At 68.8% G+C, this 26,260-nt stretch carries 29 protein-coding genes and 1 tRNA gene; 17 read left to right on the plus strand and 13 right to left on the minus strand.

Annotated features, from left to right (window positions below):
* The first annotated feature begins 11 nt into the window (after positions 1 to 11).
* Positions 12 to 653, plus strand: coding sequence for an imidazole glycerol phosphate synthase subunit HisH (gene hisH, locus D5084_RS01770; protein ID WP_128513784.1), 642 nt, complete (start codon positions 12 to 14; stop codon positions 651 to 653).
* Positions 654 to 655: 2 nt separating this feature from the next.
* Positions 656 to 1,552 carry a glutaminase gene (locus D5084_RS01775; protein WP_435532653.1) on the plus strand — a complete coding sequence of 299 codons (897 nt, stop codon included), beginning with the start codon at positions 656 to 658 and terminating at the stop codon, positions 1,550 to 1,552.
* On the opposite strand, the gene D5084_RS01780 is transcribed toward D5084_RS01775, so the two are convergent.
* A complete protein-coding gene (locus D5084_RS01780; RefSeq protein WP_238382489.1) occupies positions 1,549 to 2,391 on the minus strand; it encodes a DMT family transporter in 843 nt (280 codons plus the stop codon). The genes D5084_RS01775 and D5084_RS01780 overlap by 4 nt on opposite strands.
* A 73-nt stretch (positions 2,392 to 2,464) precedes the next feature.
* Positions 2,465 to 2,854: a DUF2147 domain-containing protein gene (locus tag D5084_RS01785; protein ID WP_128513787.1), complete on the minus strand. Its 390-nt coding sequence runs from the start codon at positions 2,852 to 2,854 to the stop codon at positions 2,465 to 2,467.
* Between the two features lie 143 nt (positions 2,855 to 2,997).
* On the opposite strand from D5084_RS01785, the gene hisA reads away from it, so the two are divergent.
* Positions 2,998 to 3,717, plus strand: coding sequence for a 1-(5-phosphoribosyl)-5-[(5-phosphoribosylamino)methylideneamino]imidazole-4-carboxamide isomerase (hisA, locus tag D5084_RS01790; protein ID WP_128513788.1), 720 nt, complete (start codon positions 2,998 to 3,000; stop codon positions 3,715 to 3,717).
* Between the two features lie 39 nt (positions 3,718 to 3,756).
* Here hisA and D5084_RS01795 read toward each other — a convergent pair whose 3' ends face one another.
* Positions 3,757 to 4,674, minus strand: a complete 918-nt coding sequence (locus D5084_RS01795; RefSeq protein WP_128513789.1) for an HNH endonuclease — start codon at positions 4,672 to 4,674, stop codon at positions 3,757 to 3,759.
* 104 nt (positions 4,675 to 4,778) lie between these two features.
* Here D5084_RS01795 and hisF point away from each other — a divergent pair, with 104 nt between their 5' ends.
* Together hisF and D5084_RS01805 are read left to right on the plus strand one after the other, a co-directional pair.
* Positions 4,779 to 5,540, plus strand: coding sequence for an imidazole glycerol phosphate synthase subunit HisF (gene hisF, locus D5084_RS01800; protein WP_128513790.1), 762 nt, complete (start codon positions 4,779 to 4,781; stop codon positions 5,538 to 5,540).
* Entirely contained in the window at positions 5,537 to 5,842 is a 306-nt protein-coding gene (locus D5084_RS01805; protein ID WP_128513791.1) for a phosphoribosyl-ATP diphosphatase, read from the plus strand. Before hisF ends, D5084_RS01805 begins: the two co-directional genes overlap by 4 nt.
* Positions 5,843 to 5,890: 48 nt before the next feature.
* Here D5084_RS01805 and D5084_RS01810 read toward each other — a convergent pair whose 3' ends face one another.
* Together D5084_RS01810 and rlmB are read right to left on the minus strand one after the other, a co-directional pair.
* Positions 5,891 to 6,304: a CoA-binding protein gene (locus D5084_RS01810; protein ID WP_128513792.1), complete on the minus strand. Its 414-nt coding sequence runs from the start codon at positions 6,302 to 6,304 to the stop codon at positions 5,891 to 5,893.
* Positions 6,305 to 6,472: 168 nt separating this feature from the next.
* Positions 6,473 to 7,261 (minus strand): 23S rRNA (guanosine(2251)-2'-O)-methyltransferase RlmB, encoded by a 789-nt coding sequence (rlmB, locus tag D5084_RS01815; protein ID WP_128513793.1) that lies wholly within the window; start codon positions 7,259 to 7,261, stop codon positions 6,473 to 6,475.
* A 119-nt stretch (positions 7,262 to 7,380) separates the two neighbouring features.
* On the opposite strand from rlmB, the gene D5084_RS01820 reads away from it, so the two are divergent.
* The 3 genes from D5084_RS01820 (at position 7,381) to D5084_RS01830 (ending at position 9,417) form a co-directional block, all read left to right on the plus strand.
* A tRNA-Tyr gene (locus D5084_RS01820) sits at positions 7,381 to 7,464 on the plus strand.
* A gap of 196 nt (positions 7,465 to 7,660) precedes the next feature.
* A complete protein-coding gene (locus D5084_RS01825; RefSeq protein ID WP_128513794.1) occupies positions 7,661 to 8,452 on the plus strand; it encodes a dimethylarginine dimethylaminohydrolase family protein in 792 nt (263 codons plus the stop codon).
* Positions 8,449 to 9,417 carry a GT-B fold glycosyltransferase domain-containing protein gene (locus D5084_RS01830; RefSeq protein ID WP_128513795.1) on the plus strand — a complete coding sequence of 323 codons (969 nt, stop codon included), beginning with the start codon at positions 8,449 to 8,451 and terminating at the stop codon, positions 9,415 to 9,417. Before D5084_RS01825 ends, D5084_RS01830 begins: the two co-directional genes overlap by 4 nt.
* 3 nt (positions 9,418 to 9,420) lie before the next feature.
* Here the strand turns inward: D5084_RS01830 and D5084_RS01835 are convergent, their stop codons facing one another.
* Both D5084_RS01835 and D5084_RS01840 read right to left on the minus strand, forming a co-directional pair.
* On the minus strand, positions 9,421 to 9,996 hold the full coding sequence (locus tag D5084_RS01835) for a phosphatase domain-containing protein (RefSeq protein WP_128513796.1): 576 nt from the start codon (positions 9,994 to 9,996) through the stop codon (positions 9,421 to 9,423).
* 80 nt (positions 9,997 to 10,076) lie between these two features.
* Complete coding sequence (locus D5084_RS01840; RefSeq protein WP_128513797.1) at positions 10,077 to 10,679, minus strand: LysE family translocator; 603 nt, start codon at positions 10,677 to 10,679, stop codon at positions 10,077 to 10,079.
* A gap of 73 nt (positions 10,680 to 10,752) precedes the next feature.
* Here D5084_RS01840 and D5084_RS01845 point away from each other — a divergent pair, with 73 nt between their 5' ends.
* Positions 10,753 to 11,205 carry an Lrp/AsnC family transcriptional regulator gene (locus tag D5084_RS01845; protein WP_128513798.1) on the plus strand — a complete coding sequence of 151 codons (453 nt, stop codon included), beginning with the start codon at positions 10,753 to 10,755 and terminating at the stop codon, positions 11,203 to 11,205.
* A gap of 46 nt (positions 11,206 to 11,251) precedes the next feature.
* A complete protein-coding gene (locus tag D5084_RS01850) occupies positions 11,252 to 11,704 on the plus strand; it encodes an acyl-CoA thioesterase (protein WP_128513799.1) in 453 nt (150 codons plus the stop codon).
* Here the strand turns inward: D5084_RS01850 and D5084_RS01855 are convergent.
* A complete protein-coding gene (locus D5084_RS01855; RefSeq protein ID WP_128513800.1) occupies positions 11,701 to 13,461 on the minus strand; it encodes a monovalent cation:proton antiporter-2 (CPA2) family protein in 1,761 nt (586 codons plus the stop codon). The genes D5084_RS01850 and D5084_RS01855 overlap by 4 nt on opposite strands.
* 160 nt (positions 13,462 to 13,621) lie before the next feature.
* On the opposite strand from D5084_RS01855, the gene D5084_RS01860 reads away from it, so the two are divergent.
* Positions 13,622 to 14,086 (plus strand): hypothetical protein, encoded by a 465-nt coding sequence (locus tag D5084_RS01860; RefSeq protein WP_128513801.1) that lies wholly within the window; start codon positions 13,622 to 13,624, stop codon positions 14,084 to 14,086.
* 7 nt (positions 14,087 to 14,093) lie between these two features.
* On the opposite strand, the gene D5084_RS01865 is transcribed toward D5084_RS01860, so the two are convergent.
* On the minus strand, positions 14,094 to 14,507 hold the full coding sequence (locus D5084_RS01865) for a VOC family protein (RefSeq protein ID WP_128513802.1): 414 nt from the start codon (positions 14,505 to 14,507) through the stop codon (positions 14,094 to 14,096).
* A gap of 223 nt (positions 14,508 to 14,730) precedes the next feature.
* Here D5084_RS01865 and D5084_RS01870 point away from each other — a divergent pair, with 223 nt between their 5' ends.
* The gene (locus D5084_RS01870) at positions 14,731 to 16,020 is read left to right on the plus strand and encodes an O-acetylhomoserine aminocarboxypropyltransferase/cysteine synthase family protein (protein ID WP_128513803.1); all 1,290 of its coding nucleotides are present in this window, start codon (positions 14,731 to 14,733) and stop codon (positions 16,018 to 16,020) included.
* Positions 16,021 to 16,036: 16 nt separating this feature from the next.
* Here D5084_RS01870 and D5084_RS01875 read toward each other — a convergent pair whose 3' ends face one another.
* The 3 genes from D5084_RS01875 to D5084_RS01885 form a co-directional block, all read right to left on the minus strand.
* The gene (locus D5084_RS01875) at positions 16,037 to 16,852 is read right to left on the minus strand and encodes a hypothetical protein (protein WP_128513804.1); all 816 of its coding nucleotides are present in this window, start codon (positions 16,850 to 16,852) and stop codon (positions 16,037 to 16,039) included.
* A complete protein-coding gene (locus D5084_RS01880) occupies positions 16,852 to 18,042 on the minus strand; it encodes a hypothetical protein (RefSeq protein ID WP_128513805.1) in 1,191 nt (396 codons plus the stop codon). Before D5084_RS01880 ends, D5084_RS01875 begins: the two co-directional genes overlap by 1 nt.
* Positions 18,043 to 18,166: 124 nt before the next feature.
* The gene (locus tag D5084_RS01885; protein WP_128513806.1) at positions 18,167 to 18,862 is read right to left on the minus strand and encodes an SIMPL domain-containing protein; all 696 of its coding nucleotides are present in this window, start codon (positions 18,860 to 18,862) and stop codon (positions 18,167 to 18,169) included.
* A gap of 160 nt (positions 18,863 to 19,022) precedes the next feature.
* Here D5084_RS01885 and D5084_RS01890 point away from each other — a divergent pair, with 160 nt between their 5' ends.
* A complete protein-coding gene (locus D5084_RS01890) occupies positions 19,023 to 22,013 on the plus strand; it encodes a hypothetical protein (protein ID WP_128513807.1) in 2,991 nt (996 codons plus the stop codon).
* A gap of 148 nt (positions 22,014 to 22,161) precedes the next feature.
* On the opposite strand, the gene cobT is transcribed toward D5084_RS01890, so the two are convergent.
* Complete coding sequence (gene cobT, locus D5084_RS01895) at positions 22,162 to 23,169, minus strand: nicotinate-nucleotide--dimethylbenzimidazole phosphoribosyltransferase (protein ID WP_128513808.1); 1,008 nt, start codon at positions 23,167 to 23,169, stop codon at positions 22,162 to 22,164.
* 83 nt (positions 23,170 to 23,252) lie between these two features.
* Between cobT and D5084_RS01900 the strand changes: the two genes are divergently transcribed.
* From D5084_RS01900 to nusB, 4 genes are all read left to right on the plus strand, one after another.
* A complete protein-coding gene (locus tag D5084_RS01900) occupies positions 23,253 to 24,005 on the plus strand; it encodes an adenosylcobinamide-GDP ribazoletransferase (protein ID WP_128513844.1) in 753 nt (250 codons plus the stop codon).
* Positions 24,006 to 24,187: 182 nt separating this feature from the next.
* A complete protein-coding gene (gene ribB, locus D5084_RS01905; RefSeq protein WP_128513809.1) occupies positions 24,188 to 25,270 on the plus strand; it encodes a 3,4-dihydroxy-2-butanone-4-phosphate synthase in 1,083 nt (360 codons plus the stop codon).
* A gap of 3 nt (positions 25,271 to 25,273) precedes the next feature.
* On the plus strand, positions 25,274 to 25,774 hold the full coding sequence (locus D5084_RS01910; RefSeq protein WP_128513810.1) for a 6,7-dimethyl-8-ribityllumazine synthase: 501 nt from the start codon (positions 25,274 to 25,276) through the stop codon (positions 25,772 to 25,774).
* Entirely contained in the window at positions 25,771 to 26,238 is a 468-nt protein-coding gene (gene nusB / locus D5084_RS01915; RefSeq protein WP_238382490.1) for a transcription antitermination factor NusB, read from the plus strand. The genes D5084_RS01910 and nusB overlap by 4 nt, the downstream gene beginning before the upstream one ends.
* Positions 26,239 to 26,260: the final 22 nt, after the last annotated feature.

The following is a 26,260-nucleotide window of genomic DNA, read 5'->3' on the forward strand; positions in this document are numbered from 1 at the left end:
AGACCCGACCGATGCCCCTGACCGTCCTCGTCGACTACGATTCCGGCAACCTCCACTCAGCCGAGAAAGCCTTCCAGCGCATGGCGGCCCAGGTCGGCGGCGGTGACATCCTCGTCACCTCCCGACCCGAGGACGTGGCCCGCGCCGACCGCATCGTGCTGCCCGGCGACGGCGCCTTCCCGGCCTGCCGCGAGGCCCTCGGCAGCTACGGCGGGCTCTTCGAGGCCATCGAAGAGGCCGTGATCCACAAGGCCCGCCCCTTCCTTGGTATCTGCGTCGGGATGCAGATGCTGGCGTCCCGCGGGCACGAATACCGGCTGACCGAAGGCTTCGGCTGGATCCCCGGCGACGTGGTGAAGATCGAACCCGAGGACCGTGCGCTGAAAGTCCCGCACATGGGGTGGAACGACCTGATTGTCGAACGCCCCCATCCCGTCCTCGACGGCATCGCCACCGGCGATCACGCCTATTTCGTCCACTCCTACCACTTCCGCGTCGCCGATCCCGCGCATCGGCTGGCCTTCTGCGACTACGGCGGCCCGATCACCGCCATCGTCGGCCGCGACAATATCCTCGGCACCCAGTTCCACCCGGAAAAATCCCAGGCCGCAGGTCTGCGCCTGATCGGCAACTTCCTCCGCTGGGCTCCGTGACCATCGCCGAACACCTGGCCGAAATCGCGGCCGAGATGGCCACCCGCACCGACCGGGGCCACCCCGCCGACTACATCCCCGAACTGGCCGCCATCGACCCGGGCCAGTTCGGCATCTCGGTCACCCTCGCCGACGGCACGCAGCACTCCGCGGGCGACACCACAACACCCTTCTCGATCCAGTCCGTCTCCAAGGCCTTCGGCCTTGCCATCGCGCTTGGCCGCCTGGGTGACCAGCTCTGGACCCGTGTCCGCCGCGAACCCTCGGGCCTCGCCTTCAACTCCATCCTGCAGTTGGAAAGCGAACAGGGAATCCCCCGCAACCCCTTCATCAACGCCGGAGCCATCGTCACCACAGACGCGGCCTTGGGTCACCGCCCGCCCAAGGAATACCTCGCGGAACTCCTCACCTTCCTCCGCACCGCCGCTGGCGACGAGGACATCCACATCGACCGCGCCGTGGCGAAGTCCGAAACCGAAACCGGCCACCGCAACTTTGCCCTCGCCCATTTCCTGAAATCGCAAGGCAACCTGACCAACGCCCCCGACCTCGTCCTCGGCGCCTATTTCCACCAATGCGCCATCGCCATGACCGTGGAGCAGCTCGCCCGCTGCGGCCGCTTCCTCGCCGGGTTCCAGCGCCTCATCGCCCCCGAACGGGTCCGCCGGATCAACGCCCTGATGCTGACCTGCGGCCACTACGACGGGTCAGGCGAGTTCGCCTTCCGCGTCGGCCTCCCGGGTAAATCGGGGGTCGGAGGCGGCATCCTCGCCATCGCCCCCGGCCGCGCGTCCATCGCCGCCTGGTCCCCCGGCCTGAACGCGCAAGGCAACTCCCGGCTTGGCACCGAGGCACTGGAGATGCTCGCCCGCCGCACCGGCTGGTCGATCTTCGGCTAGCGCCGCGCCCGCTCGATCAGCGCAAGGCCCCCCAAGATCAGCGCCAGGCCCAGGAAATGCCGCGCCTCCAGCCGCTCGCCCAGCACCAGCCAGCCCAGACCCGCCGCGCTGAACGGGATCAGGAAGGTGACCAGCGAAATCGCCGTGGCCCCCGCCCGCGCCAGGATGCGGAAGAAGATCAGGTAGGCCAAAGCCGACGACAAGGTCGCCAGCGCCACCACTGCCGCCACCGGCCCCCAGCCCGGCCAGTCCATCGCCCAGGGGCGGTCCACCGCCAGCCAGACCGGCGTCAGCATGACGCTGCTTGCGGTCAGCATCCCCGCGGCCGTCTGCAGCGGCGTCACTCCCGAAGCCCGGAACCGCCGTCCCCAGACCCCCGCCAGCCCATAGGACAGGGCCGCCCCCAGACAGGCCAGCATCGCGGGCACCTCGCCGCTCAGGTCCTCTCCCGCCATCATCGCGACGACGCCCGCAAACCCCAAGCCCACCCCCGCCGCCTTGACCGGCGTCAGCCGTTCGTCCGCCGTGGCCAGATGCGCGACCAGCACGGTGAAAAGCGGCGTCGTCGCGTTCAGGACCGAGGCCAGCGCCCCGGTGATCTGCCCCTGCGCCAGCACGAACAGCGTGAACGGCACCAGGTTGTTGCCGATCCCCATCACCACCAGCGCCGGCCACACCCGCCGCGGCGCCATCCCCTGCCCCGAGGCCCTGACCACCAGCCCCAGAATGACCGCCGCCAGCGCCACCCGGCCCCAGACGATGCTCAGCGCAGGCAGGCCCGCCAGTGCCAGCTCGTTGAAAACAAAAGACCCTCCCCACAGAAGGGAGAGGGTCCACAACAATATCCAGTCCACAGGTTTCATCCGTCCCCGATGCCTGGAACCCCGGGCAAAGGCGACCCGAAACCTGCGCTTACTTGACCCGCGTCCAGGTGCCGCCGTCGCGGCAGATGCCCAGCACGCAGCCGCGCACCTTCAGACTGTCGCCCGAAAGCTGCATGTCGCCGTTGTAGGTCTTGTCGCGGTCGGGCGAATAGATCTTGCCGTCGTCATAGAGCCCGTCGGGATAGGGCACCATGTCCCAGACGATCTTGCGCCCGATATTGTCGCTTGGCCGCGGCTTGCCATCCTTGTCGAAGGCCTTGATCAGCACGCCGCAGAAGGCCTTGCCGCAGGGCTTGATCTCGACATGGCCGAAGTTGCCGTTGTCGTCCTTCCTGGTCTGCCACACGCCCACCACCGGGTCCGCGAACGCCCCCGTCCCGAAGATCGCCAGCGCGGCTGCCATCAGCATCGTCTTCATTTCTGTCCTCCTCCTCCCAGAGATACCCCATGCTTTGCGCCAGCCGCCCGACCGATCAAGCGTGACGTGGGGTCGCGTCACCGGTCTTTTCATTTCCGCCACCCCGTGCCAAAGACCGCCGCGACCGGACCCGGGGGCGCGCCATGATCCTTTTCCCTGCCATCGACCTGAAGGACGGCAAGTGCGTCCGCCTCCTGCGCGGCGAGATGGAGGCCGCCACCGTCTTCGGCGACGACCCCGCCGCCCAGGCGCTGACCTTCCAGGCCGCCGGCTGCGAGTGGCTCCACCTCGTCGATCTGAACGGCGCCTTTGCCGGCCAGCCGGTGAACGCTGCTGCGGTCGAGGCGATCCTTGCTGCCGTGCAGGTCCCCGCCCAGCTCGGCGGCGGCATCCGCGACATGGCCACCATTGCGATGTGGCTGGAAAAGGGCCTCGCCCGCGTCATCCTCGGCACCGTCGCCGTGGAAAACCCCGCGCTGGTGCGCGAGGCGGCCCGCGCCTTCCCCGGCCGGATCGCCGTCGGCATCGACGCCCGCAGGGGCCGCGTCGCCACCCGGGGCTGGGCCGAAGAGACCGACGTCATGGCCACCGACCTCGCCCGCAGCTTCGAGGATGCCGGCGTCGCCGCGCTCATCTACACCGACATCGACCGCGACGGCGCGATGGGGGGCCCCAACATCGAGGCGACCGAGGCTCTGGCCCGCGCCGTCACGATCCCGGTCATCGCCAGCGGCGGCGTCTCCCGGATGGAGGACCTGATCGCGCTCCGCGACACCGGGGTGATCGCGGGCGCCATCTCGGGCCGCGCGCTCTATGAAGGGGCGATCGACCTCGCGGCGGCGCTGAGGGCGCTCGGCTCCTGAGGCGTATGCCGGACGGCCCGGTCGGGGAAGGAAACCGCGTCAGCCCCAAGGCTGGCCACCTTCCAGCGGCACCTGACCGAACACGTTCTCGCGGTGCCATCTCAGGTTGGCGGGATGGGGATGATCGCGCGCATCCTTCGGCAGACACAGCCGGCGGTCGGCGACCAGCAGACGGTCCTCAACTTCGCGTGGCACCTTGTTGCGCGACACGAGAATCGTGCCGTCATCCGCGACAGACACCAGCCCCCGATCGAACATCCAGTGCAGCGTGCCCGACAGCGCCAGCCCGTTCCTGACCGCGTCGCTGCCCTGATGGGCGACCGGACGGATGTGGGCGGCGTTCACCTCGGGTCGGCCCCCGCCGTTGCGAAGACGCAGGCCGGACATGGCGCATCGGTAGTCGTAGGCCTCCCGCACCTTGCGACGGAAGGCGACATCGCGGTAGGGGCGGCTGATCAGCCGCTCGATCACAGGACGTTCGAAGGGCGGCGGGGGCTCGGCGGCATGCGGCGTCGGATCATAGCGCCGGGCCTCGATCTCGGGCAGATCGACCGGCAGGCCCTCGCGCACGATCGCGGCGAACTCTGCCTCGGTCAGCCGCCGGACGGCGGACTGGGCCAGGCCACCGGTCAGGGGGCGTCCCTCCGAATCGGCAAGCGATGCCTCCCAGGGGCGGCCCTCGTGCAGTCTCGGCACGTCGCGGTCGAACGGCAGATAGCTGCCCGGCTCGATCAGGGCCAGATACCGCCCCTCTGCGCCCGGTTTCGGGATCACCTGCGCGATCTTCGCCACCGCGAAATACCCGCGCGGTCCCGCCTTGACCGGCTCGTAGTAGATCACCCAGTCGCCAACGGCTTCGCTCACGGCTCTCAGGTACTGGACCGGAAAGTCGTAGATGCGGTCCGGCTCGTCCTCGTAGATCGAATCCGCCCGGTGCAGGAGAACCAACTTCGTCATTCCATCAGAAAAGCAAATGGCTGCGATCCCGCAAGCGGAAATGCTCCGTCGGCCCTCCACGGGGCCCCCTTGCCTTTCGCCCCCGTCCGGGCCATTCCTCCGCCATGCTCAAGACGCGCATCATTCCCTGCCTCGACGTGGCCGACGGCCGCGTGGTCAAGGGCGTGAACTTCGTCGATCTGGTGGATGCCGGCGACCCGGTTCAGGCTGCGAAAGCCTATGACGCCGCAGGCGCGGACGAACTCTGCTTTCTCGACATCATGGCGACCGAGGACAACCGGGCCACGATGTACGACCTCGTGACCCGGACGGCGGAACAGTGCTTCATGCCGCTCACGGTGGGCGGCGGGGTCCGCACAGCCGAGGACGTGCGCAAGCTGCTCCTCGCAGGCGCCGACAAGGTCAGCTTCAACTCCGCCGCCGTCGCCGACCCGGATGTGGTGGCCCGGGCCGCCGACCGCTTCGGCAGCCAGTGCATCGTCGTCGCCATCGACGCCAAGACCACAAGCCCCGGCAAATGGGAGATCTTCACCCACGGCGGCCGCCGCGCGACCGGCATCGATGCGGTGGACTTCGCCCTCACCGTCGCGGCGAAGGGCGCGGGAGAGATCCTGCTGACCAGCATGGACCGCGACGGCACCCGGCAGGGCTTCAACCTGCCCCTCACCCGTGCCATCGCCGATGCCGTGGACATCCCCGTCATCGCCTCCGGCGGCGTCGGCACGCTCGACCACCTCGTCGAGGGCATCACGGAAGGCCACGCCAGCGCCGTCCTCGCCGCCTCGATCTTCCACTTCGGCACCTTCACCATCGGCCAGGCCAAGGCCCACATGGCGGCCGCCGGCATCCCCGTGAGGCTCACATGACCCTCGAACGCCTCGCCGCCACCATCGCCGCCCGCAAGGGGGCCGACCCGGAAACCTCCTGGACCGCCAAGCTCCTGTCCCGGGGGCCCGAGAAATGCGCCGAGAAGTTCGGGGAAGAGGCCGTCGAGGCCATCATCGAGGCGGTGAAGGGCGACCGCGCGCGTCTGACGGCCGAGGCGGCGGATGTGCTTTACCATCTTCTCGTCATGCTCGCCGCGCGCGATGTGACGCTGGACGACGTGCTGGCGGAACTCGACCGCCGCGAGGGCACTTCGGGCATCGCCGAGAAAGCCGGGCGCTGAAACGATTTCTTCGAAGAAATCGGACCGGACTTTTCGAAAAGTCCGGCGCTACAGCCCCAGCCGCGGAATCTCGATCGCCGGGCAGCGGTTCATCACCACCTTCACCCCCGCCTGCCGCGCGCGGCTGGCCGCCGCCTCGTCCACCACGCCCAGCTGCATCCAGACCACCTTAGCGCCCAGCCGCACTGCCTCGTCCGCGACCGCGCCCGCCTCCTCGCTGCGGCGGAAGATGTCCACCATGTCCACCGGACCCGCCTCGGCCAGCGTCGCCACCACCGTCTCGCCCAGCGCCTGCGCGCCCGCCTGACCCGGGTTCACCGGGATCACCCGATAGCCCTTGCGCTTCAGGTAGTCCGCCACCCGGTGGCTTGGCCGGTCGGGTTTCGGCGACCAGCCGACAAGGGCGATGGTCTGCACCGAAGTCAGGATGTCACGAAGCTCGGCGTCGCTGGTTGTCGTCATGGCCACTCCTGCATGAAAAAGGCGCCCAAGGATAACCTCAGGCGCCAAGTCGCGGAACGAGGGACAGTGAAGAGAGTACGGGGTTCCGGTCCCGTGCCTCTCTTGTGTGATTTAGAAAGCTGAAGGCCGGGTTAAAGACCTGTCGCAAAGAAGTGAACCTGCGGGCCGTCATCCGCGCGTCGCGGCATACAGCGACACGGCCGCCGCGTTGGATACGTTCAGGCTGCCGAAGGCGCCCGCGAACGGAATGCGCGCCAGCACGTCGCAGGTTTCGCGCGTCCTTTCCCGCAGCCCCGGCCCTTCCGCACCAAGGACAAGACCGATCGGCCGCCCGCCCACGCCTGCCACCGCCTCGGCCAGCGTCACGCTCGCCGCGCCGTCCAGTCCGATCAGGGTGAAGCCCATGGCCTTCAGCTCCTCCATCGCCTCGGCCAGGTTCGTCACCTTAAGATAGGGCTGCCGCTCCAGCGCGCCACTGGCGGTCTTGGCCAGCGCCCCGGTCTCGGGCGCCGAGTGGTGCCGGGGTGCGATGACCGCCCGCGCTCCGAACACCTCGGCCGACCGCAGGATCGCGCCCACGTTGTGCGGGTCGGTCACGCGGTCCAGCAGCACGACCAGCGGCAGACCCTCGCCCGCGGCGCAGACATCGTTGAACCGGCCCCAGTTCAGGGGCCGCACTTCGACCGCCGCGCCCTGGTGGACCGAGCCCTCGTCGATCGGCACATCGAACCGGCGCGGCTCGACCACTTCGGGCGTCATCCCCGAGGCCGCCACCGCCGCCTCCAGCTTGTCCAGCGCGTTCTTGGTGACCACCAGCCGCAGCTTTTCGCGCCGGGGGTTCATCAGCGCATCGCGCACCGCATGCAGGCCGAACAGCCAGACCGTCTCGCGCGCCTCGCGTCGCTCGCCACGTTCCTTTTCGACCACCCAGGCCGGTTTCCGTCCGCCCGTTTTCATCGCTTCGCCCCCGAAATTCAGGCCCGGACCTTTGCGCCCGCCCCGGCCCCTATGCAAGCCGAAATCTTGCCCCTGCACCCTTGACGCCTCCGGCCCCCTTGAGTACACGACGCCGCAGTGGGCGATATGCTACAAGGTGTGGCAGCGGACTGTAACTCCGCCGAGGCGACTCATGCCTGGTTCGATTCCAGGATCGCCCACCATTCCCCGGACCCGTTTCGCGCAACCTTCGACCGCTGTCGGGACGTTGACGCCGACTCTGGCACCCGGAAACCCCCGGGGCACGTCCCGCACCGCTTGCGGCCGCGGCCGGCCCACGGCGCTGCCCCGTTCCATCCCCCTTGCCTCGCCCCATCCGGGATGCGACACCCGTGGCGCAAGACCTCGGGCCCGCAGCGCATGTCCTTTTCCACCCGTTTCACCCATGCCATCACCCGGGCGCCTTCGGCGTCGATCACCCGGGGCCTGCGTGCCGTCGATACCAGCACCCCCGATCTCGCGCTGATGCAGGCCCACCACGCCGCCTACATCGCCACCCTTCGCGAGACCGGGGCCACCGTCGTCGAACTCCCGCCGCTCGACGCCTACCCCGACAGCGTCTTTGTCGAGGACACCGCCCTCTGCCTGCCGCAAGGCGCCGTCGTCCTGCGCCCCGGCGCCCCCTCGCGGCTGGGCGAGGCCGCCGAAATGGCCCCCCACCTTCTAGCCCTCTATGCGCAGGTCGTGCAGATCACCCAGCCCGACAGCTTCATCGAAGGCGGCGACATCCTCGTCACCGACCGCGAAATCCTCGTCGGCCGCTCCGCCCGCACCAACGCTGCCGGGATCGCCGAGCTCACCCGCCTCACCGCCCCCTGGGGCCACTCCGTCCGCGAAGTCCACACCCCCCCCGGCGTCCTCCATTTCAAGACCGACTGCTCTCTCCTCGACGCCGACACCATCCTGTCCACCAGACGCCTTTCCGCCTCGGGCTGCTTCACCGGCTACAGGATCATTGACGTCGCCCAGGGCGAGGACGCCGCCGCCAACACCATCCGCTTCAACGACCTGATCCTCATGCCCGCCGGCTTCCCCGGGACGCGCGACGCCATCATCGCCGCGGGCTTCACCGTCCGCGAAATCGGCAACTCCGAATGCGCGAAACTCGACGGCGGCATGTCCTGCCTCTCGCTCCGCTTCACGCCCTCATGACCTTCAACATCCTCGCCATCGGCCAGTCCGGCCGGCTGGAGCATGAGGCGATCCTCCTCGCCGCCTCCCTCCGCCACTCGGACCCCGGCTTCGCCGGCACCCTCTATATCGCCGAACCGCAGCCCGGCCCGAAATGGCAGGACGATCCCCGGATGTCCGACCGGACCCGCAAGCGGCTCACCGCCCTTGGCGCGCAGATCCTGCCGTTCGAGACCCGCGCCTTCGGCACCGATTACCCGCATGGCAACAAGATCGAGGCGCTGTCGGCCCTTCCCGACGCGCCGTTCCTGTTCCTCGACACCGACACGCTGGTCACCGGCCCGCTGTCACGGATCCCGTTCGACTTCGCCCGCCCCTCCGCCTCGATGCGGCGCGAGAACACCTGGCCAAAGGTAGAGCTCTACGGCCCTACCGCGACCCAGACCTGGAAGGCGCTCTACGACCGCTTCGATCTGGACTTCGAGACCAGCCTCGACCGCAGCTACCCCGAGGATTACTGGCAGCGCTTCCTCTATTTCAACGCGGGCTGGTTCTTCCACGAAAGCCCGCAGGCCTTCGGCAACCGCTTCCTCGCCTGGGCCACGGACATCCGCGCCAACCCGCCCGGTGAACTCGTCTGCCAGGAGCTTTACCCCTGGCTCGACCAGATCACCCTGCCCCTCGTGATCCACTCCTTCGGCGGGGGGCGGCCCGGCCCGGACCTCGCCGCGCTGGACGGCACGGTGACCTGCCATTACCGCACCCTCCCGCTGCTCTACGCCCGCGAAAGCGACCGGGCCGTCGCGGTGCTGGAAGGGCTTGCGGACGCGCTGCGCCCCGACCTGCGCCACTGGGGGCAGTTCAAGCGGATGGTGATCCAGGGTGAAGGCGCCAGGGCCCGCAGCCTCTTCGACCGCGCCAACCTGCCCCGCCGCGAACAGATGATCCGCAACAGGCTGAAGCGCGAAGGCCTCTGGGTGCGCTGACGCTCAGCTGGCTTCGAAACCCAGCGAAGGCTCCAGCCGCTCCCAGGTTTCGTCCATCGGCCAGGCGTCCGACAGCACCGGCACCGCGAAATGGCCGAACCGCAGCGACAACTGGCGCTCTGCCGTCGCCTCGTCCGCCCCGCTGATCGCCGCCAGATACAGCGACATCGCCAGCCCGGTCCGGTCCGCCCCGTGACGGCAATGCACCAGCAGGGGCTTGGGCAGGTCGCGCATCAGGGCGATCAGCCTGCCCGCCTCCGCTTCGCTCAACGGCACCGAGGCATTCATCGCAAAATCCGCATGCGTGATGCCCAGCGCCGCGCTGGCGGCAACTTCCTCGTCATACCAGGGCTGGCCGGGTGACGCCCCGCGCAGGTTCAGGATGCTGCGGATGCCGTATCTGGCGCGATAATCGGCAATGTCCGCCTTCGACACCTGCGCCGAGCGGTAAACCTCATCGGCAATCACCGGATGGAAATTGCCGGACAGGGCCAGATAGCCAAGATGGACGAGCAGAGCCACGACGGCCGCCGCCCCGACACCCAGCCCGCCCCGAAGAACTCGCCTTGTCCGACCCATGCCTCTCTCCATGCAACAAGGTCAAAAGTGGCCCGTCGCAGGCCAAAGGGCAATAAGCGGCTGTAGCATGTGGCCCTCCGTCACAGGATCCGGACCGTCACCACCGGCCACAGCGACAGGACCAGCAGACCCGCCATCGTCCAGTTGAAGACGCGCAACCGCCCCGGCCGGTCAAGCCAGCGCCGCACCGCCTGCCCCATGCCCGCCCAGACCGAGACCGACGGCAGGTTCACGCAGGCAAAGATCCCCGCCACTGCCGCATAGGCCCAGACCGAAGGCTCCACCACATAGGCCGACACCGCGCCCAGCGCCATCGCCCAGGCCTTGGGGTTCACCCACTGGAACGCCGCCGCCTGAAGGAAGCTCATCGGTTGCGGCTTTGCCCGCCCCTCCCCCGGGGCGCCGGCATGGGCGATCTTCCAGGCCAGCCAAAGCATATAGGCCACCGAGGCCAGCTTCAGCCCCACCAGCGCCAGCGGCCAGGCCCTGAACACCCCCGCCAGCCCCAGCCCCACCAGGAACACCATCAGCGCATGGCCCAGGCTGATCCCCAGCATGTGCGGCAGCGTCCTTCGGAATCCGAAGTTCACCCCGCTGGCCAAGAGCATCATGTTGTTCGGCCCCGGCGTGACCGAGGTGACGAAGGCAAAGCCCAGAAGCGCGATCAGCAGGTCATGTGTCATGCGCGCAATCCTGCATCGACCTGACCGCCACAGGATTGCAAAGATGCCGCTCTTGGCACAATCATTGCAACAAATGACCAGACTCGACGACATCGACCACCGGATATTGCGCGAGCTTTCCCGCGACGCCCGCCAACCCAACCTGGCGCTGGCCGACCGCGTGGGCCTGTCGCCCTCGGCCTGTCTCCGCCGGGTGCAGGCGCTGGAAAGGGCCGGCGTCATCAGATCCTACCGCGCCGTCCTCGACCCCGCGAAACTGGGCATCGGCTTCGTCGCCTATGTCACCGTGGGTCTCGGCACCCATACCAAGGCCGCGCAAGAGGCCTTCGAACGCGCTGTCGCCCGCGCGCCAGAGGTGCGCGAATGCCACAACATCACCGGCAGCGTCGAATACCTCCTGCGCGTCGAGACCGCCGACCTTGCCGCCTACAAGCACTGGCACACCGAGGTTCTGGGCACCCTGCCCCAGGTCCGCGCGATCACCACCTTCGTCGTCATGGGCAGCCCCAAGGACGACCGCGCTTGACCTGACGCCCCGCCTGCCCCCACCTTCGGCGCAAAGGGGGACAGGAATGACCGTCTGCTACACCACCGACCGCATGCTGCATTTCGGCGATTGCGACATCTCGGGCACCGCCTATTACCCGGCCTATCTCAACCTCCTGAACGGCGTGGTCGAGGAGTTCTGGGCCCATATCGGCTGGCCCTGGCACGAGATCATCTGGAAGGAACGCTGGGGCACGCCCACCGTCCACCTCTCCTGCGACTTCTCCAAACCCTCGTTCTTCGGCGACAGGCTGACCTTCCGCCTCTCGATCCTGAAGGTCGGCAGATCCTCGGTGCGCCTCCACCACACCATCCACTGCGGCGACGAACACCGCTGGTCGGTGGAACAGGTCCTCGCCGCCTCCTGGCTCGACACCCACACCTCGATGCCCTGGCCGGCCGAGGTAAAGGCCAAACTCGAAAGCCTGATGACCCCGCCCGACCCCGCCGACCGCCGCGCCGTCGCCGCCCCGCGCTAAGAGGCCGGGCGCGCCGTGTGTTCGGCATTGCCCAGCAGGAGACTCGTGCCCGAATAGATGTCCCCCGCCATCTGCAAGGCCAGCCGCTCGGCGTCGCGGCGGATCACGCCTTCGGCAATCGCCCCGATCTCGTCGGGGTCCACGCCCAGCACCTCCAGCACCTCGGACCCCAGCGCCAGGGCCGAATGGAACACCTCGCGCATCTGGTGATCCACGCCTTCCTTGATCAGCTCCAGCGCATGTTCCCGGTCGAAGGCGCGCGCCAGCACCACCGCGTTCGGAAACGCGTCGCGCACCAGTTTCGCGATCCGCGTCGTCACCTCGCGCTTGTCCGTGGCAATCACCACCGCCCGCGCTGACCCCGCCCCGGCGGCCTGCAATATGTCCAGCCGCGTGCCGTCGCCGAACCAGACCTTGAAGCCGAAGGTCTCGGCCGCGCGGATCATCTCGGGGTCGTCGTCGATGATGGTGATCGGCACCCGCCGCGCCAGAAGCGGTTGGCAGGCGATCTGCCCGAACCGCCCGAACCCGATGATCAGAACGCTGCCCGACAGCTCCTCGGGCGCCTCCATGCCGTCCAGCGACACCACAGCCGCCGGTCTGAACCGGTCATGCAGCATCACCATCACCGGTGTCAGCGCCATCGACACGATGATGATCGCGTTCAGGATCGCGTTCTCGTCCAGGCTCAACAGCCCTACCGCCAGCGCCGCCGAATACAGCACGAAGGCGAACTCCCCGCCCTGCGCCATCAGCACCATGCGCTCCAGCGCCTCGGGGTGCGGCGCGCCCATCAGCCGGGCCACGCCGTAGATGACCGCCGATTTCAGCACCATGAAGGCCGCCACGCTGACCGCGACCAACCCCCAGTTGTCCGCGATCACCGACAGGTCCAGCGCCATGCCCACGGCCAGGAAGAACAGGCCCAGCAGGATGCCCCGGAACGGCTCCACATCCGCCTCAAGCTGGTGGCGGAAGGTCGATTCCGACAGAAGCACCCCCGCGAGAAACGCCCCCATCGCCGCCGACAACCCGCCCAGCTGCAACCACAGGGCCGAGCCCAGCACCACCAGCAAGGCCGCCGCCGTCATCACCTCCCGCGCGCGCGACGCCGCCAGCAGCCGGAACATCGGGTTCAACAGGTAGATCCCCGCCACCACCAGCGCCGCGATGGCCCCCAGCCCGATCCCCACGCCCACCAGCCGGTCCGCCAGCGTCACCTCCTCGCCCCCCGGGGCCAGAAACGCGACCAGCGCGAGAAGCGGCACGATGGCCAGATCCTCCAGAAGCAGGACCGACACGATCCGCTGCCCCTTGGGGGCGGCGATGTCGCCCCTCTCCTGCAACATCTGCATCACGATGGCGGTGGAGGTCAGCGTGAACCCCGCCCCCGCGATCAGCGAGCCCGCGTATGGATAGCCCAGCGCAAAGCCCACCAGGCTCAGCACCGCGACGCACAGCAGCACCTGCGCCAGCCCCAGCCCGAAGATATCCCGCCGCATCGCCCAGAGCTTCGACGGCTCCATCTCCAGCCCGATGATGAACAGGAACATCACCACGCCCAGCTCGGCCACATGCAGGATCGCCATCGGGTCCGAAAAGACCCCCAGCCCGAAGGGCCCGATCGCCAGCCCTGCGGCAAGGTATCCCAGCACCGACCCCAGCCCGATCCGCTTGAACACCGGCACGGCAACCACCGCTGCGCCCAGCAGCGTCACGACCGAGACCAGATCAACGCCCGCCGATTCCGTTGCCATGCGATGCTCCTCTGCCGGTGGGCCAGCTTTGGCCGCTCGATCGCCAAGCGCAACCGGAAACGCATCGTAGGGTGCGCTACAGCGCACCGGACGTTTCAGGATTGGCGTCGACCAAATGAGCAGATTAAACAATGTGCGGATGGAAAGGCGGACCGCACCAATGATCCAGGCACTCCTTAATCCTGACGACGACCCTTGGGTATGGGCGGTTGGCCGCTTCATTATGAACATGGGCGTAGTAGAGAGCGCCACCCGTCTCCTGATCGTTGAAATCACGGGATCAGATCAGGATGCAATCTTCTCTGGCGATCTTGCTGCCCGCATTGGCTACTTGAGGAAGCGCTATCCGAGAAACGCAGCAGAGCGCCACGCGCAGGCAACGAAGGTCTTTGCAGTTGCGCTCAAGCTCTGCGGCTTCCGAAATATCATCGCTCATTGCCCATTAGTTATGACTAAGCGAGAAGATGGGTCGTTCGACATACATGGGATCATCAGCTTCACTCCCAAGGACCATACGAAAGCTGGCGAGATCATTTCCCTTGATGAGTTGACACGTCGGATAGATGAGTCCGCCAAAATTGCGCAAGAGCTTCTGAAAATGCAGGGCGTCTTTTCAACGACCTAACCACCACTCACCCCTGAAACACCCCCTCCATCCGCGCAAACCCCTTCACCTCGATCGGATTGCCCGACGGATCGCGGAAGAACATCGTCCACTGCTCGCCCGGCTGACCCTGGAACCGAACCTGCGGCGGCAGGACGAACGCCACCCCCGCTGCCGTCAGCCGGTCGGCCAGAGCCCGCCACTCCGGCAGATGCAGCACCAGCCCCAGATGCGGCATCGGGACCATGTGGTCGCCGACCTTCCCGGTGTTCGTCGTCCTGAATGGCTCGCCCAGATGCAGGCTGATCTGATGCCCGAAGAAGTCGAAATCGACCCAGGTCTCCGCCGACCGCCCCTCGCGGCAGCCCAGCACGCCCCCATAGAAGGCGCGCGCCTCATCAAGGCTGGTGACGTGATAGGCCAGATGGAAGGGGGTCAGCATCGGCATTTGGCTCCGCGACAGGACGGGACAATCCAAGCACGGACCCCCCGCAGCCGCAACGATCCTTCTCCCGAAACCTGCGGGCAAGGATGAAAATTCCGTAAACGCCCGCGCTCAAGCCATTGATTTCCCTATCTCGGCCAAAGGCGCCGCGCGCGGCGCGGTCCCCGTTGCCTCGCGCCCCGTTCCCCCCTACCCTCGCCTCCAGACAAGGGAGGACAACATGACCGACAGACCCCTCGGCTTCGAGACGCTTGCCATCCACGCCGGCACCGCCCCCGACCCCGCGACCGGCGCGCGGCAGGTCCCGATCTACCAGACCACGGCCTACGTCTTCCGCGACGCCGACCACGCCGCCAAGCTCTTCAACCTGCAAGAGGTCGGCTACATCTACTCCCGCCTGACGAACCCCACCGTGTCCGCGCTGGCGAACCGGGTCGCGGCGCTGGAGGGCGGGGCGGGGGCCATCGCCTGCTCCTCGGGCCACGCGGCGCAGATCATGGCGCTTTTCCCGCTCATGGCGCCCGGCCGCAACGTCGTGGCCTCCACCAAACTCTACGGCGGCACGATCCAGCAGTTCTCGAACACCATCCGCAAGTTCGGCTGGTCGGCGAAGTTCGTCGATTTCGACGACCCCAAGGCCATCGAGGCCGCCATCGACCCCGACACCCGCGCGCTCTTCTGCGAGACGATCTGCAACCCCGGCGGCGCCCTTTCCGACCTGCCCGCCATCGCCCGTGTGGCCGAACAGGCCCATATCCCGCTGATCGTGGACAACACCACGGCCAGCCCCTACCTCTGCCGCCCCATCGAGCACGGCGCGACCCTCGTCGTCCATTCGGCCACCAAATACCTGACCGGCAACGGCACCGTGACCGGCGGGATCGTCGTGGACAGCGGCAAATTCGACTGGTCGAAGGACGACAAGTTCCCCTCCCTCTCCCAGCCCGAGCCCGCCTATCACGGCCTCGTCTTCCACCCGACCTTGGGCAACATGGCCTTCACCTTCCACTCCATCGCCATCGGCCTGCGCGACCTTGGCATGACCATGAACCCGCAGGGCGCGCACTATACCCTGATGGGGATCGAGACGCTCGCCCTGCGGATGGAGCGTCATGTCCAGAACGCGAAGATCGTGGCCGAATGGCTGGAGCAGGATCCCCGGATCGGCAAGGTCACCTGGCCGGGCCTGAAATCCTCGCCCTATCATCACCTGGCGCAGAAGATCACGCCCAAGGGGCCGGGGGCGCTCTTCACCTTCAGCGTCAAGGGCGGGTATGAGGCCTGCGTCAAGCTGATCGACAACGTCAAGCTCTTCTCCCATGTCGCCAACCTGGGCGACACGCGGTCGCTCATCATCCACTCGGCCTCGACCACCCACCGGCAACTGTCCGAGGAGGCGCAGATCAAGGCCGGGGCCGCGCCGGATGTGGTCCGCGTCTCCATCGGGATCGAGGACGTGCGCGACATCATCGCCGATCTCGATCAGGCGCTGGCCAAGGCAACGGCCTGAGCCTTCGCCTCGCCGGTCAGCCGCGCGAAGCGGGGGCCAGCGGCGGGGCCAGGAACAGGCCCTTCGGCAGGGGGGCCAGCCAGCCGATCTCGGCGCGCGCCTGGACCGGCTGGCCGGGCAGCCAGTCCAGCGACAGCCGCAACATCCGGCAGGCCTTGCCGTCGGTCCGGGCGGCACAGGCGTCGGTCACCGTCGCCAGCGCCGTCGCCAGCGCCGCTTCGGCACTGGCCGTCCCCTCGGCTCCGGCTTCCAGCGTCCGTTCGACGGTCTCCGTCCGAAACACATGGGCGGCCAGATCGGGCAGTCCCTCGGCCTGCTCGGGCAGGCGATAGGCCAGTTCCAGCCGGAACCGCGCCGTGCCCGCGACCGGATCGACGCTGCCCGCCACGACGCGCGCCCTGTTGACCGCGCAATCGGTTGCCATCGCCCGCAGCAGCACCTCGCACAGCCCTGCCGCCACGCGCGGCGCGCGGATATCGGCCAGAACCTGAAGATAGTCGGCGCTCGGCAGGCTTTCGCCCGCAGCCAGAAGATCGGCCAGACGGGCCTGCCGCGTCACCAGAACCGTCCGGGACGGGGCGAACCGGTCCTGCGCGATGTAGTTCCGCACCTCGTCTTGAGGAATCAGGTCGCCGACCGGCGACATCAGCCAGACCTGCCGCATCGCGGGCGCAGCTGCGGGCACATCTGCGGCCGCCGGGCCGGGGGGCGCGGGGGCGACATCTTCGGCGGCGGCCTTGGCGGCGGGAAGCGATTGCCAGTATTGCCACCCGGCCGAACCAAACCCCACCGCCATCAGAAGGACGCCGGTTCCGATCAAGAGCCGCAGCATCAGAAGGACACTCCCTGCCGCAGGCTGGCCAGATCGCCGAAGGCAAAGGCCGTGGCAATGGCCCGGACCCGCCCGGCAAAGCTGTTGGCGTCGGTCGACTGGCCGACGATCTCGAAATAGCTGTCCTGCGTCATGCGGATGCGCGCGCCCTGGATCGGCGCATAGACTGCCTTCGGATCGGCCGACCCCGGCTGCGGACCCACGACCGACATCATGCCCGCATCGAACCCGGCGCGCGTCGTTTCGGACTCGACCCCGAAACTGTCGCGGAACCAGCCGTTCCAGACGGCGACGTCGGTCTCACGGCGGGCAAGCAAAGCCTCCGCCTCGACCTTGGCCGGCCCGGCTGCGCCCGCCCGATCCCTGAAAAGCCCGTGGCCGGGGTTCAACGGATAGGCCGGAGGGATGCCACATTCGGCCAGACCTTCCGCCGACATCACCTCGACCGGCACCACGGGGTCGAGGTTTGCCACCCCGGCATGGGCGCCGCCCAGAAGCACGACACGTTCGATCCGCGCGCCTTCGGCCAGGTGGATGTTCCACAGGCGCTTGTCGCGCGGATCGGGGTTCACCAGCACCAGATAGACCGGACGCTGCGTCTCGGTCACCGCGACGTCATAGGCTTCGTAGGCAATGCCCGCCGGCAGCGGCACCTGCATCGACCCGGTTTCGCGATAGCTGTCCACAAAATCCTGGACCGCGGCCGCAAGCACGGCATCGTCATAGGTCAGAAGGGCCAGGGTCAGCCCGCTGGCGCCCGCCGTCACATGGCCGACCGCCGTCCCCGAAAGCGGAGGCGTCGGCTTGCAGCCGGAAATCGGCCGGATCATCGTGATCTCGGCCGGAATATCCTGATCCACGGTGGTCTTGTGGCCCGTGATCACATTCGCGATGAGGACGGGCCGGTTGCCCGACATCGCGGCGATCGGGCCTGCCGCCTGCAAGCCGTCGGGCCCGTCGAACAGGAACTGCCCCGGCCCGTCCTGCGACAGGGGGACGCCCAGCCGGTCTGCCGCAGCCGGGTCCCGCTCCATGCCCCGACCGGCAGCTCCCGTCAGGCCGTCCAGCACCGCGATCCCCTCTGCCGGCAGGACGCCCTTCAGAAAATCGTGGCGCAGCACGACAAACCCGATACCGACGGCCGCGGCCACGACCGCGATCCCCACAGCGATGGACTTGCGAGACACCATCAACCCTCTGCTCAGGCCCGGCTTTCGTTTTGCCTCTCTGTGCCCGGCGACTTGGGCCAAATCATGACGGAAACCGGCGGAATCCTCATGAATTCCGCCGTTTGCCCGTCAATCGCGGTGCGGCTCAGTCCGCGATGGCAAAGGTGACCGCGACATTGGCGATCAGGCCCAGCTCACCGCCCACCACCGGAACCGGCGCGGCGGACGCCGCCTCGCGGTACATCGGCGCCGGATCGGTCATCGCGCCGTTGTCGGCGATGGACAGGACCCCGCCCAGGCTCACCCCCGCCGCCTCGGCCAGAAGCGCGGCCTTGGCCCTGGCATCGGCCACCGCCTCCTTGCGGGCCTCGGCATAGGCGGGCTCGGGGTCGGCCAGGCCGAAGGTCAGCCCGTTCAGCGTGTTGGCCCCGTCCGCCACCGCCGCATCCAGCACCGCGCCCGTCGTGTCCAGCTTGCGGACCCGCACTGTCAGCATGTTCGACGCGACATAGCCCGAGATCGTGGGGGTCGAGCTGTCATAGCCCGTCCAGTTCGGGTTGATCGACAGGTTCGAGGTCTGCATGTCCCGCGCCTCGATCCCCGAGGCGGTCAGCCGCGCGATCACCGCATCGGTCGCGGCGGTATTGGCGGTCAGCGCCTCGGCGGCGGTCTTGCCTTGCGTCGTCACGCCGATCATCAGCGTGGCCATGTCGGGGGCGGCCTCGACCGTGCCGGTCCCGGTGACGCTGATCGTCCGGGTCGGGGCCTCCTCGGCCAGGGCCGGGAGGGCGACAGGCAGGACAAGGGCGGCGGACAGGAACAGGGCAGATAGCACACGCATGGGGGTCTCCTTCATCTCGCGTGACAATTCGAAACTATGACGCGCGCCGCAACCGCTTCCTTGGCCGTTTTCCTTCCCTTCGGCGAAAAGCTGCTTTACTAAGACGACAACCGGCTGGGGCACGTTCCAGCACTTCCAAGATCCGTGCTAGACCCGCGACATGAAACCGACATTTGCACTTGACCTCACGCGCGAGACCATCGGTCTTCTGCACCGGACGCCGAAAGGCTGGCTCTCGATCGGCGAAGTGGCCTTCGACGCCCCCGATCTGGCCGAGGCGATGGACTACATGCGCAAGACCGCGCTGGGTCTGTCGCCCCTGGGGGTGGCAACCAAGCTGATCCTGCCGAACAGCCAGATCCTCTACACCGAGATCCACGCCCCCGGCCCCAGCCGCGAGGACAAGCGCCGCCAGATCGCCGCCGCGCTGGAAGGCCGCACGCCCTATGACGTCGAGGATCTGGTCTTCGACTGGTCGGGCAAGGGGGCAACGGTCAAGGTCGCGGTCATCGCCAGGGAAACCCTGGCCGAGGCCGAGGCCTTCGCCACCCAGCACCGGCTCAACCCGGTGTCCTTCGTGGCCATCCCCGAAGAGGGCACCTTCATCGGCGAACCCTGGTTCGGTCCGGCCGCCGCCGCCGCGTCCATCCTGGCCGAGGACGAGACCGTCGAACGCGACCGCGAACCGGTGTCGATCCTGCACCGCGAACTGCCCAAGGCCGATCCGGCGCCGGAACCCGAACCAGAGCCTGCGCCAGAGCCTGCGCCCGAACCCGCCGCCGACTCTCCGCCCCCGCCGGCCACCGTCGCTGCCCCCGGCGACGACGATCCCCTGCCCGGCCTCGAAGAGGCGCTGAACGCCGACCTGCCCGACGACCCGGGGCCTGCACAGGCTACCGCCCCCGCCCTCCCCGCATCGGCCCCGGTCGCGGATGACATCGACGAGGACATCCACGTCGCTCCCGACCCGGTCCCCGCCCAGGTCACCGGCCCGGTGAAGGCCGCCGCAGCCGCTCTGCCCCGGGTCGACGATCCTCTGCCGCCCGCCGCGACAAGTCCCCGGGCCGAGCCGGAAGAGGCCCCCTTCGCCCATGTCACCGACACCTCGGCCTTCCCCGAGGATGACCTTGCGTCCGCCTCTGCCTCGACCGCGCGCAAACCGGTCGCGGCCGATGCCGACGACGACATCCCGCCTGCACCGCCCTCGGCGGCGATGGTGGCCTTTGCCAGCCGCCGCGCGGCGGCAGGCGATGCGACGGCACGCCCCGTCGATGGCGTGACCCGACCCTCTGCCGCCGCCGCCCCGGCCAAGGGCGCGATCCCCCGGCCCGCCACGGCCAAGGGCTATTCCGGTCTGGTCACCGCGCCCTCGATCCCAGGCACCCGCGCCAAGGCCAAGGTCAAGAGCCCCGACATTCCGCGCCCCGCCATCGCATCCGGCACCGGCCCGACCACGGTGAAATCGCCCGCCCGGCCCGGCGGCACGTTCGGCACCGCCGCTCCGGCAAAAAAGCGCAGCGGCGTGGTCTTCATGGTGCTGGTCGGCCTGCTGCTTCTGTTCCTCGCGCTGATCGGCCTCTGGTCCTCGATGTATCTCGGCGGCTCTCCCACGATCGACCAGGCGGACGCCTCGCAGGTCATCCCGGACGCCAGCGACGAGATGCTGGCCGACATGCAGGACCCCGAGGGGATGACCGAGCCCCTGCCCGAGGCGGCAGGCGTCACCGATTCGGCGGAGCCTGGCACGCTGGCGACCGAAAGCCTGCCGGTCAACATGGGGGGCACGGACCCTGCCGAGGGGGTCACCGACCTGGCCACGGCCGACGAGCCGATCGTCGAAGACGCAACCGGACTGGCCGAGCCGGCCCCGGACCTCGCAGCCGAAGCGACCCCGGAAGCGACCCCGGCAGCGACCCCCGAAGCCGCGATCGAAACCGCAGCCGCCCCCGAACCGGCCCCCGAACCGACCCCCGAACCGGCTCCAGGCATGGCGGTGACGACCGAGGTCGCAGCAGCGGCGGCCCCGGTCGAGGATCAGGACGAAATCTTCCTGTCGGCGATGGACACCCCGCCGCCCGCACTTGACGCGCTGGCGCTGCCCGCCCCGACCGACCTGCGCGACGCGCTCCCCGATCCGGTGATGCCGCCCCCGGCCCCGGGCACCGTCTACCAGTTCGATGCGAACGGGCTGTTGAAACCGACGCCCGAAGGAATCGTCAGTCCTGACGGCGTCCTGCTGATCGCGGGCAAGCCACCGGTTGTGCCGCCCTCCCGCAGCGAAACCGCTTCAGCCGCCGCCTCGGCGGCTCTTGCGCTTTCGGCCCCCGCTGCCGATCCGGGTGCCGCCGCGACACCGATCACCGCAGGCAATGCCTCGCTTGTGCCGTCCGGCGAGGCCGCCGCGCCGGCCGAAGCCGCGCTGCCCCCGCCGGACCCGGCCATGGCGGGCTTTCGGCCTCGCCCGCGGCCCGAAGGCCTGACCCCGCCCCCGGCCGACGACGATGCCGCGCTGACCCCAGAAGCGGCCCCCCGGTTCGCGGGCATCCGTCCGCTGCCCCGTCCGGCCAGCGTCGTCACCGCCGCCGCCGCCGTCCTGCCCGCCAGCGCCGCGCCCGCCGATATCGGGGCGCAAGGGGCCTCGCTGACCGCCCAGGCCGAAGCCAAACTTGCCGAGGCCGCGGCGCTCGAGGCGCGGAACCCGTCCATCGTCGCCATCTCGATGCGCCCCGCCGCCCGCCCGAGCGATCTCAGTGCCGCTGTCGAGGCCGCCGTCGCCGCTGCCGTCCGCGAGCCCGCGCCGAAAGCCGAGGTCGTCGAGGTCGCCGCCGCGATGCCCGAAGCCAAGCCCGAGGAACTGGACGAACTGAACGAGCCCGAGGTCGCGAAGGCCGCGCCCTCGATTCCGACCAAGGCGAATGTGGCCAAGCAGGCGACCTATGCCAATGCGATCAACCTGTCGAAGATCAACCTGATCGGCACCTACGGCACCGACTCGCGCCGCTATGCGCTGATCCGCCAGTCGAACGGCAAGTACAAGAAGGTGAAGGTTGGCGACAAGATCGACGGCGGCACCGTCAGGGCCATCACCGAGACCGAGGTCCGCTATCAGAAGGGCGGCCGCCTCATCAGCCTGACGATGCCGAAGGCCTGACCGAACGGCGACGCGTTCAAGGTCGTCCCCTCACCCGCGAGGAGGGACGAAGTCACCGACGAGCCTTTCTTGCCAGATCGTGAACGCCCACGCACAAGCCCTTGATTTTGCAAGGATGCAAGGTCTGCCCGCGCGTGGGCGGGTGGGGTCATGCCCCCGCCGCCACGCCCGCCTCGGCAAAGGTCAGCATCCCGGAATGGCAGGCCACCGCCCCCTGCACCACCCCGATCGCCAGCGCCGCGCCCGACCCCTCGCCCAGCCGCAGGCCCAGGTTCAGCAAGGGCTCCTTGCCCAGCTTCTCCAGCAGCCGCGCATGTGCCCCCTCGGCGCTCTGATGGCCCGCCACGCAGTGATCCAGCGCCCCCGGCGCGGCCTTTTCCAGCACCGCCGCCGCAGCACAGGCGATGAACCCGTCCAGGATCACCGGCACCCGTCCCATCCGCGCCCCCAGGATCGCCCCCGCCATCGCCGCGATCTCGCGCCCGCCCAGGCAGCGCAACACCTCCAGCGGATCGTCCATGAGCGCGGCATTCTTCTCGACCCCCGCCGCCACCGCCGCCTCCTTGCGTCGCAGCCCCGCGTCATCCACGCCCGTGCCGCGCCCCGCCCAGCCAACCCCGCCATACAGCGCCGTCGCAATCGCCGCCGCCGAGGTGGTGTTCCCGATCCCCATCTCGCCCGCAACGAACAGGTCGGCGTCCAGGTTCACCGCCTCATAACCGCGACGCAGGGCCTCGACGACCTCTGCCTCGGTCATCGCCGGCCCTTCGGTGAAGTCCGCCGTCGGACGGTCAAGCTCCAGCGCATGGACATCCAGCCTGGCCCCGAAGGTCCGGGCCAGCTGGTTGATCGCCGCCCCGCCATGGGCAAAGTTGGCCACCATCTGCGCGGTCACTTCCGCGGGAAAGGCCGACACACCCTTGGCCGTGACCCCGTGATTGCCCGCAAAGATCGCGATCTGCGGCTTGTCGGCGGTCGGCTTGTCGGTGCCCTGCCAGCCGCCCATCCAGATCGCCAGCTTCTCCAGCCGCCCCAGGGCGCCCGGCGGCTTGGTCAGCTGACCATTGCGCGCCTCGGCAGCCGCGATGGCCGCCGCATCGGGGGCGGGCAGCGCGGCAAGCATGGCGCGGACATCGGCGAGGGACTGAAAGGGCATCGGTTTCTCCGGATTGATCCTGCGTCGGGATGGGGCTACCCCAGAGGCCCATCGATTGCCAGCCGGGAACAGCCGCTTTGACCATGCTTCGCGACATCGCCCACAGGCTGCCCGCCGACCTTCTGTCGGCCTTTGCGCTCTTGTCCCGCCTGCCGCTGCCCGACCACCGGGGCACGGGCGCCGCCTCGGCCTGGGCCTGGCCGCTGGTCGGGGCGGTGCTCGGCGCGCTGGGGGCGGCGCTCGCGGCCTCGGCCCAGTGGCTGGGCGTGACCCCGGGGGTGACGGCGGCGCTGGTCCTTGGCCTTGCCGCGATGCTGACCGGGGGGCTGCACGAGGACGGGCTTTCGGACAGCGCCGACGGGCTTTATGGCGGCTGGACCCGCGAGCGGCGGCTGGAGATCATGAAGGACAGCCGCGTCGGCAGCTACGGCGTCCTGGCGCTGGTCCTTGTCACCCTGGCGCGCTGGTCCGCGCTGACGGCGCTCCTGGTCCATGGCGCCTACGGGCCTGCGCTGGTCGCCGCCGGGGCGATGTCGCGCGCACCGATGGCCCTGGTGATGTCGCTACTGCCCAATGCCCGCACCGAGGGCCTGAGCCATGCCACGGGGCGGCCCGGCCCGGCCACGGCGCTCACTGGCCTGGCGCTGGCCGTGGCGATCGGGGCGGTCCTGACCGGCTGGAGCGTCGTCCCGATGACGTTCGCCGCGCTGGCGGTGACGCTCTGGCTGGCCGTCTCGGCCCTGCGGCGCATCGGGGGGCAGACCGGCGACATCCTGGGCGCAACCCAGCAACTGGCCGAACTGGCCTGTCTGGCCGTGCTCTCGGTCCGGGCCTGATGCGCGACCTCGGCGGCGGGGCCGATTTCCGTCCGGAAATCGGTCCGGAGTTCGTCACGAACTCCGGTCGCCGGGGTGTAGCCCTGCACAGCGGATCTGCTCACCGCCCGAGGCACAGCCTCTGGCCTTTGCATCCGCCCCGCGATACATCGGCGGCTGAGAGCTTGTGAGGCCCACGACCGATGTCCGACTATGCCGACGCCATCTCCTCGACCGAGGAGATCATCGAAGACGCCCGCAACGGGCGCATGTTCATCCTTGTCGATCACGAGGACCGCGAGAACGAGGGCGACCTGGTGATCCCGGCGCAGATGTGCACGCCCTCGGCGATCAACTTCATGGCGACGCATGGCCGAGGCCTGATCTGCCTGGCGCTTCCCGCCGCCCGGGTGGAGGCTCTGGGCCTGCCCCTGATGAGCCCGAAGAACTCCAGCCGGCACGAGACCGCCTTCACCCTGTCGATCGAGGCGCGCGAAGGCGTGACCACCGGCATTTCGGCCGCCGACCGGGCGCGGACGGTCAGCGTGGCGATCGACCCGACCAAGGGTCCGGCCGACATCGCCACACCGGGCCACATCTTCCCGCTGCGCGCGCGCGACGGCGGCGTGCTGGTCCGCGCCGGGCATACCGAGGCCGCGGTGGACGTGGCGCGTCTGGCGGGGCTCAACCCCTCGGGCGTGATCTGCGAGATCATGAACGACGACGGCACCATGGCCCGCCTGCCCGATCTGATCACCTTTGCACAGAAGCACGGCCTGAAGATCGGCACGATCAGCGACCTGATCGCCTATCGGCGGCGGCACGACAACCTGATCACCGAAAAGGCGGTCAGCTCGGTGCGTTCCGTCCACGGCGGCGACTGGCTGATGCGGGTCTTTGCCGACGAAGCCCATGGCGACGAACATATCGTCCTGTCCAAGGGCGACCTTGCCGCGCCCGGCCCGGTGCTGGTGCGGGTCCATGCGCTGAACCCGCTGGAGGATGTCCTTGGCATCGGCGGCGGGGGCGAGCTTCCGGCCGCCATGCGCATCATCGCCGCCGAAGGCCGGGGCGCCGTGGTCCTTCTGCGCGACACGACGATGAAGATGGTGACGCCCGGCGAACATTCGCCGCAGACCCTGCGCCAATACGGCCTTGGCGCGCAGATCCTGTCCTCGCTGGGCCTGTCGGCGATCACGCTGCTGACCAATTCCGCCGCACCGCGCTTTGTGGGCCTGGATGCCTATGGGCTGACCATCGCGGGCACCCGCCCGATCAAGGAGTAGGCCATGGCCACCGCCGAGACCCATTACACCCTGCCGCTGCCCAGCTTCGACAAGCCGGTCAAGCTCCTCATCGTCGTCGCGCCCTATTACAAGGACATCACCGACAACCTGGTTGCCGGCGCGCGCGCCGTGGGCGAGGCCTGCGGGGCCGAGGTCGATCTGGTCGAGGTCCCGGGCGCGCTGGAGGTGCCCTCGGCCATCGCCATGGCGGAACGGCTGGCCGACTATGACGGCTATGTCGCCCTTGGCTGCGTGATCCGGGGCGAGACGACGCATTACGATACGGTGTGCAACGATTCCAGCCGCGCGCTCAGCCTGCTGGGCCTCCAGGGCGCCTGCATCGGCAACGGCATCCTCACGGTGGAAAACCGCGCCCAGGCCGAGGTGCGCGCCGACCCCAGGGGTCAGAACAAGGGCGGCGGTGCCGCTGCGGCGGCCTTGCACCTGATCGCGCTTTCGCGCAAATGGGCCGGAAAATCCAAGGGGATCGGTTTCCGGGCATGACGGACAGGCGACAGGAAAAGCGCCAGATGAAATCGGCGTCACGGCTTTACGCCGTGCAGGCGCTGTTCCAGATGGAGGTTTCGGGCCAGACGGTCGAGGCTGTGACGCGCGAGTTCGAGACGCACCGTTTTGGTGCTGTCTATGACGAGGGCGAGTTCGCCGAAGGCGACGTCGATCACTTCCGCGCCGTGGTGGCCGCTGCCGTCAACTGGCAGGCGAAGATCGACCAGATGACCGACCGCGCCCTTGTCGCGGCCTGGCCCATCGACCGGATCGACCCGGTCCTGCGCGCCCTCTTCCGCGCGGCGGGGGCGGAACTGGTGGACCTGCCCACCCCGCCCAAGGTGGCGATCACCGAATATGTCGACGTGGCCAAGGCTTTCTTCCCGGACGGCAAGGAACCCAAGTTCGTCAACGCCGTCCTCGACCACATGGCGCGCGAGGCCAGGCCCGAGGCTTTCTGACGCGTCAAAGGGATGCCTGCCC

It is taken from the genome of Tabrizicola thermarum (genome assembly GCF_003574395.1).
Taxonomy (GTDB): Bacteria; Pseudomonadota; Alphaproteobacteria; order Rhodobacterales; family Rhodobacteraceae; genus Tabrizicola; species Tabrizicola thermarum.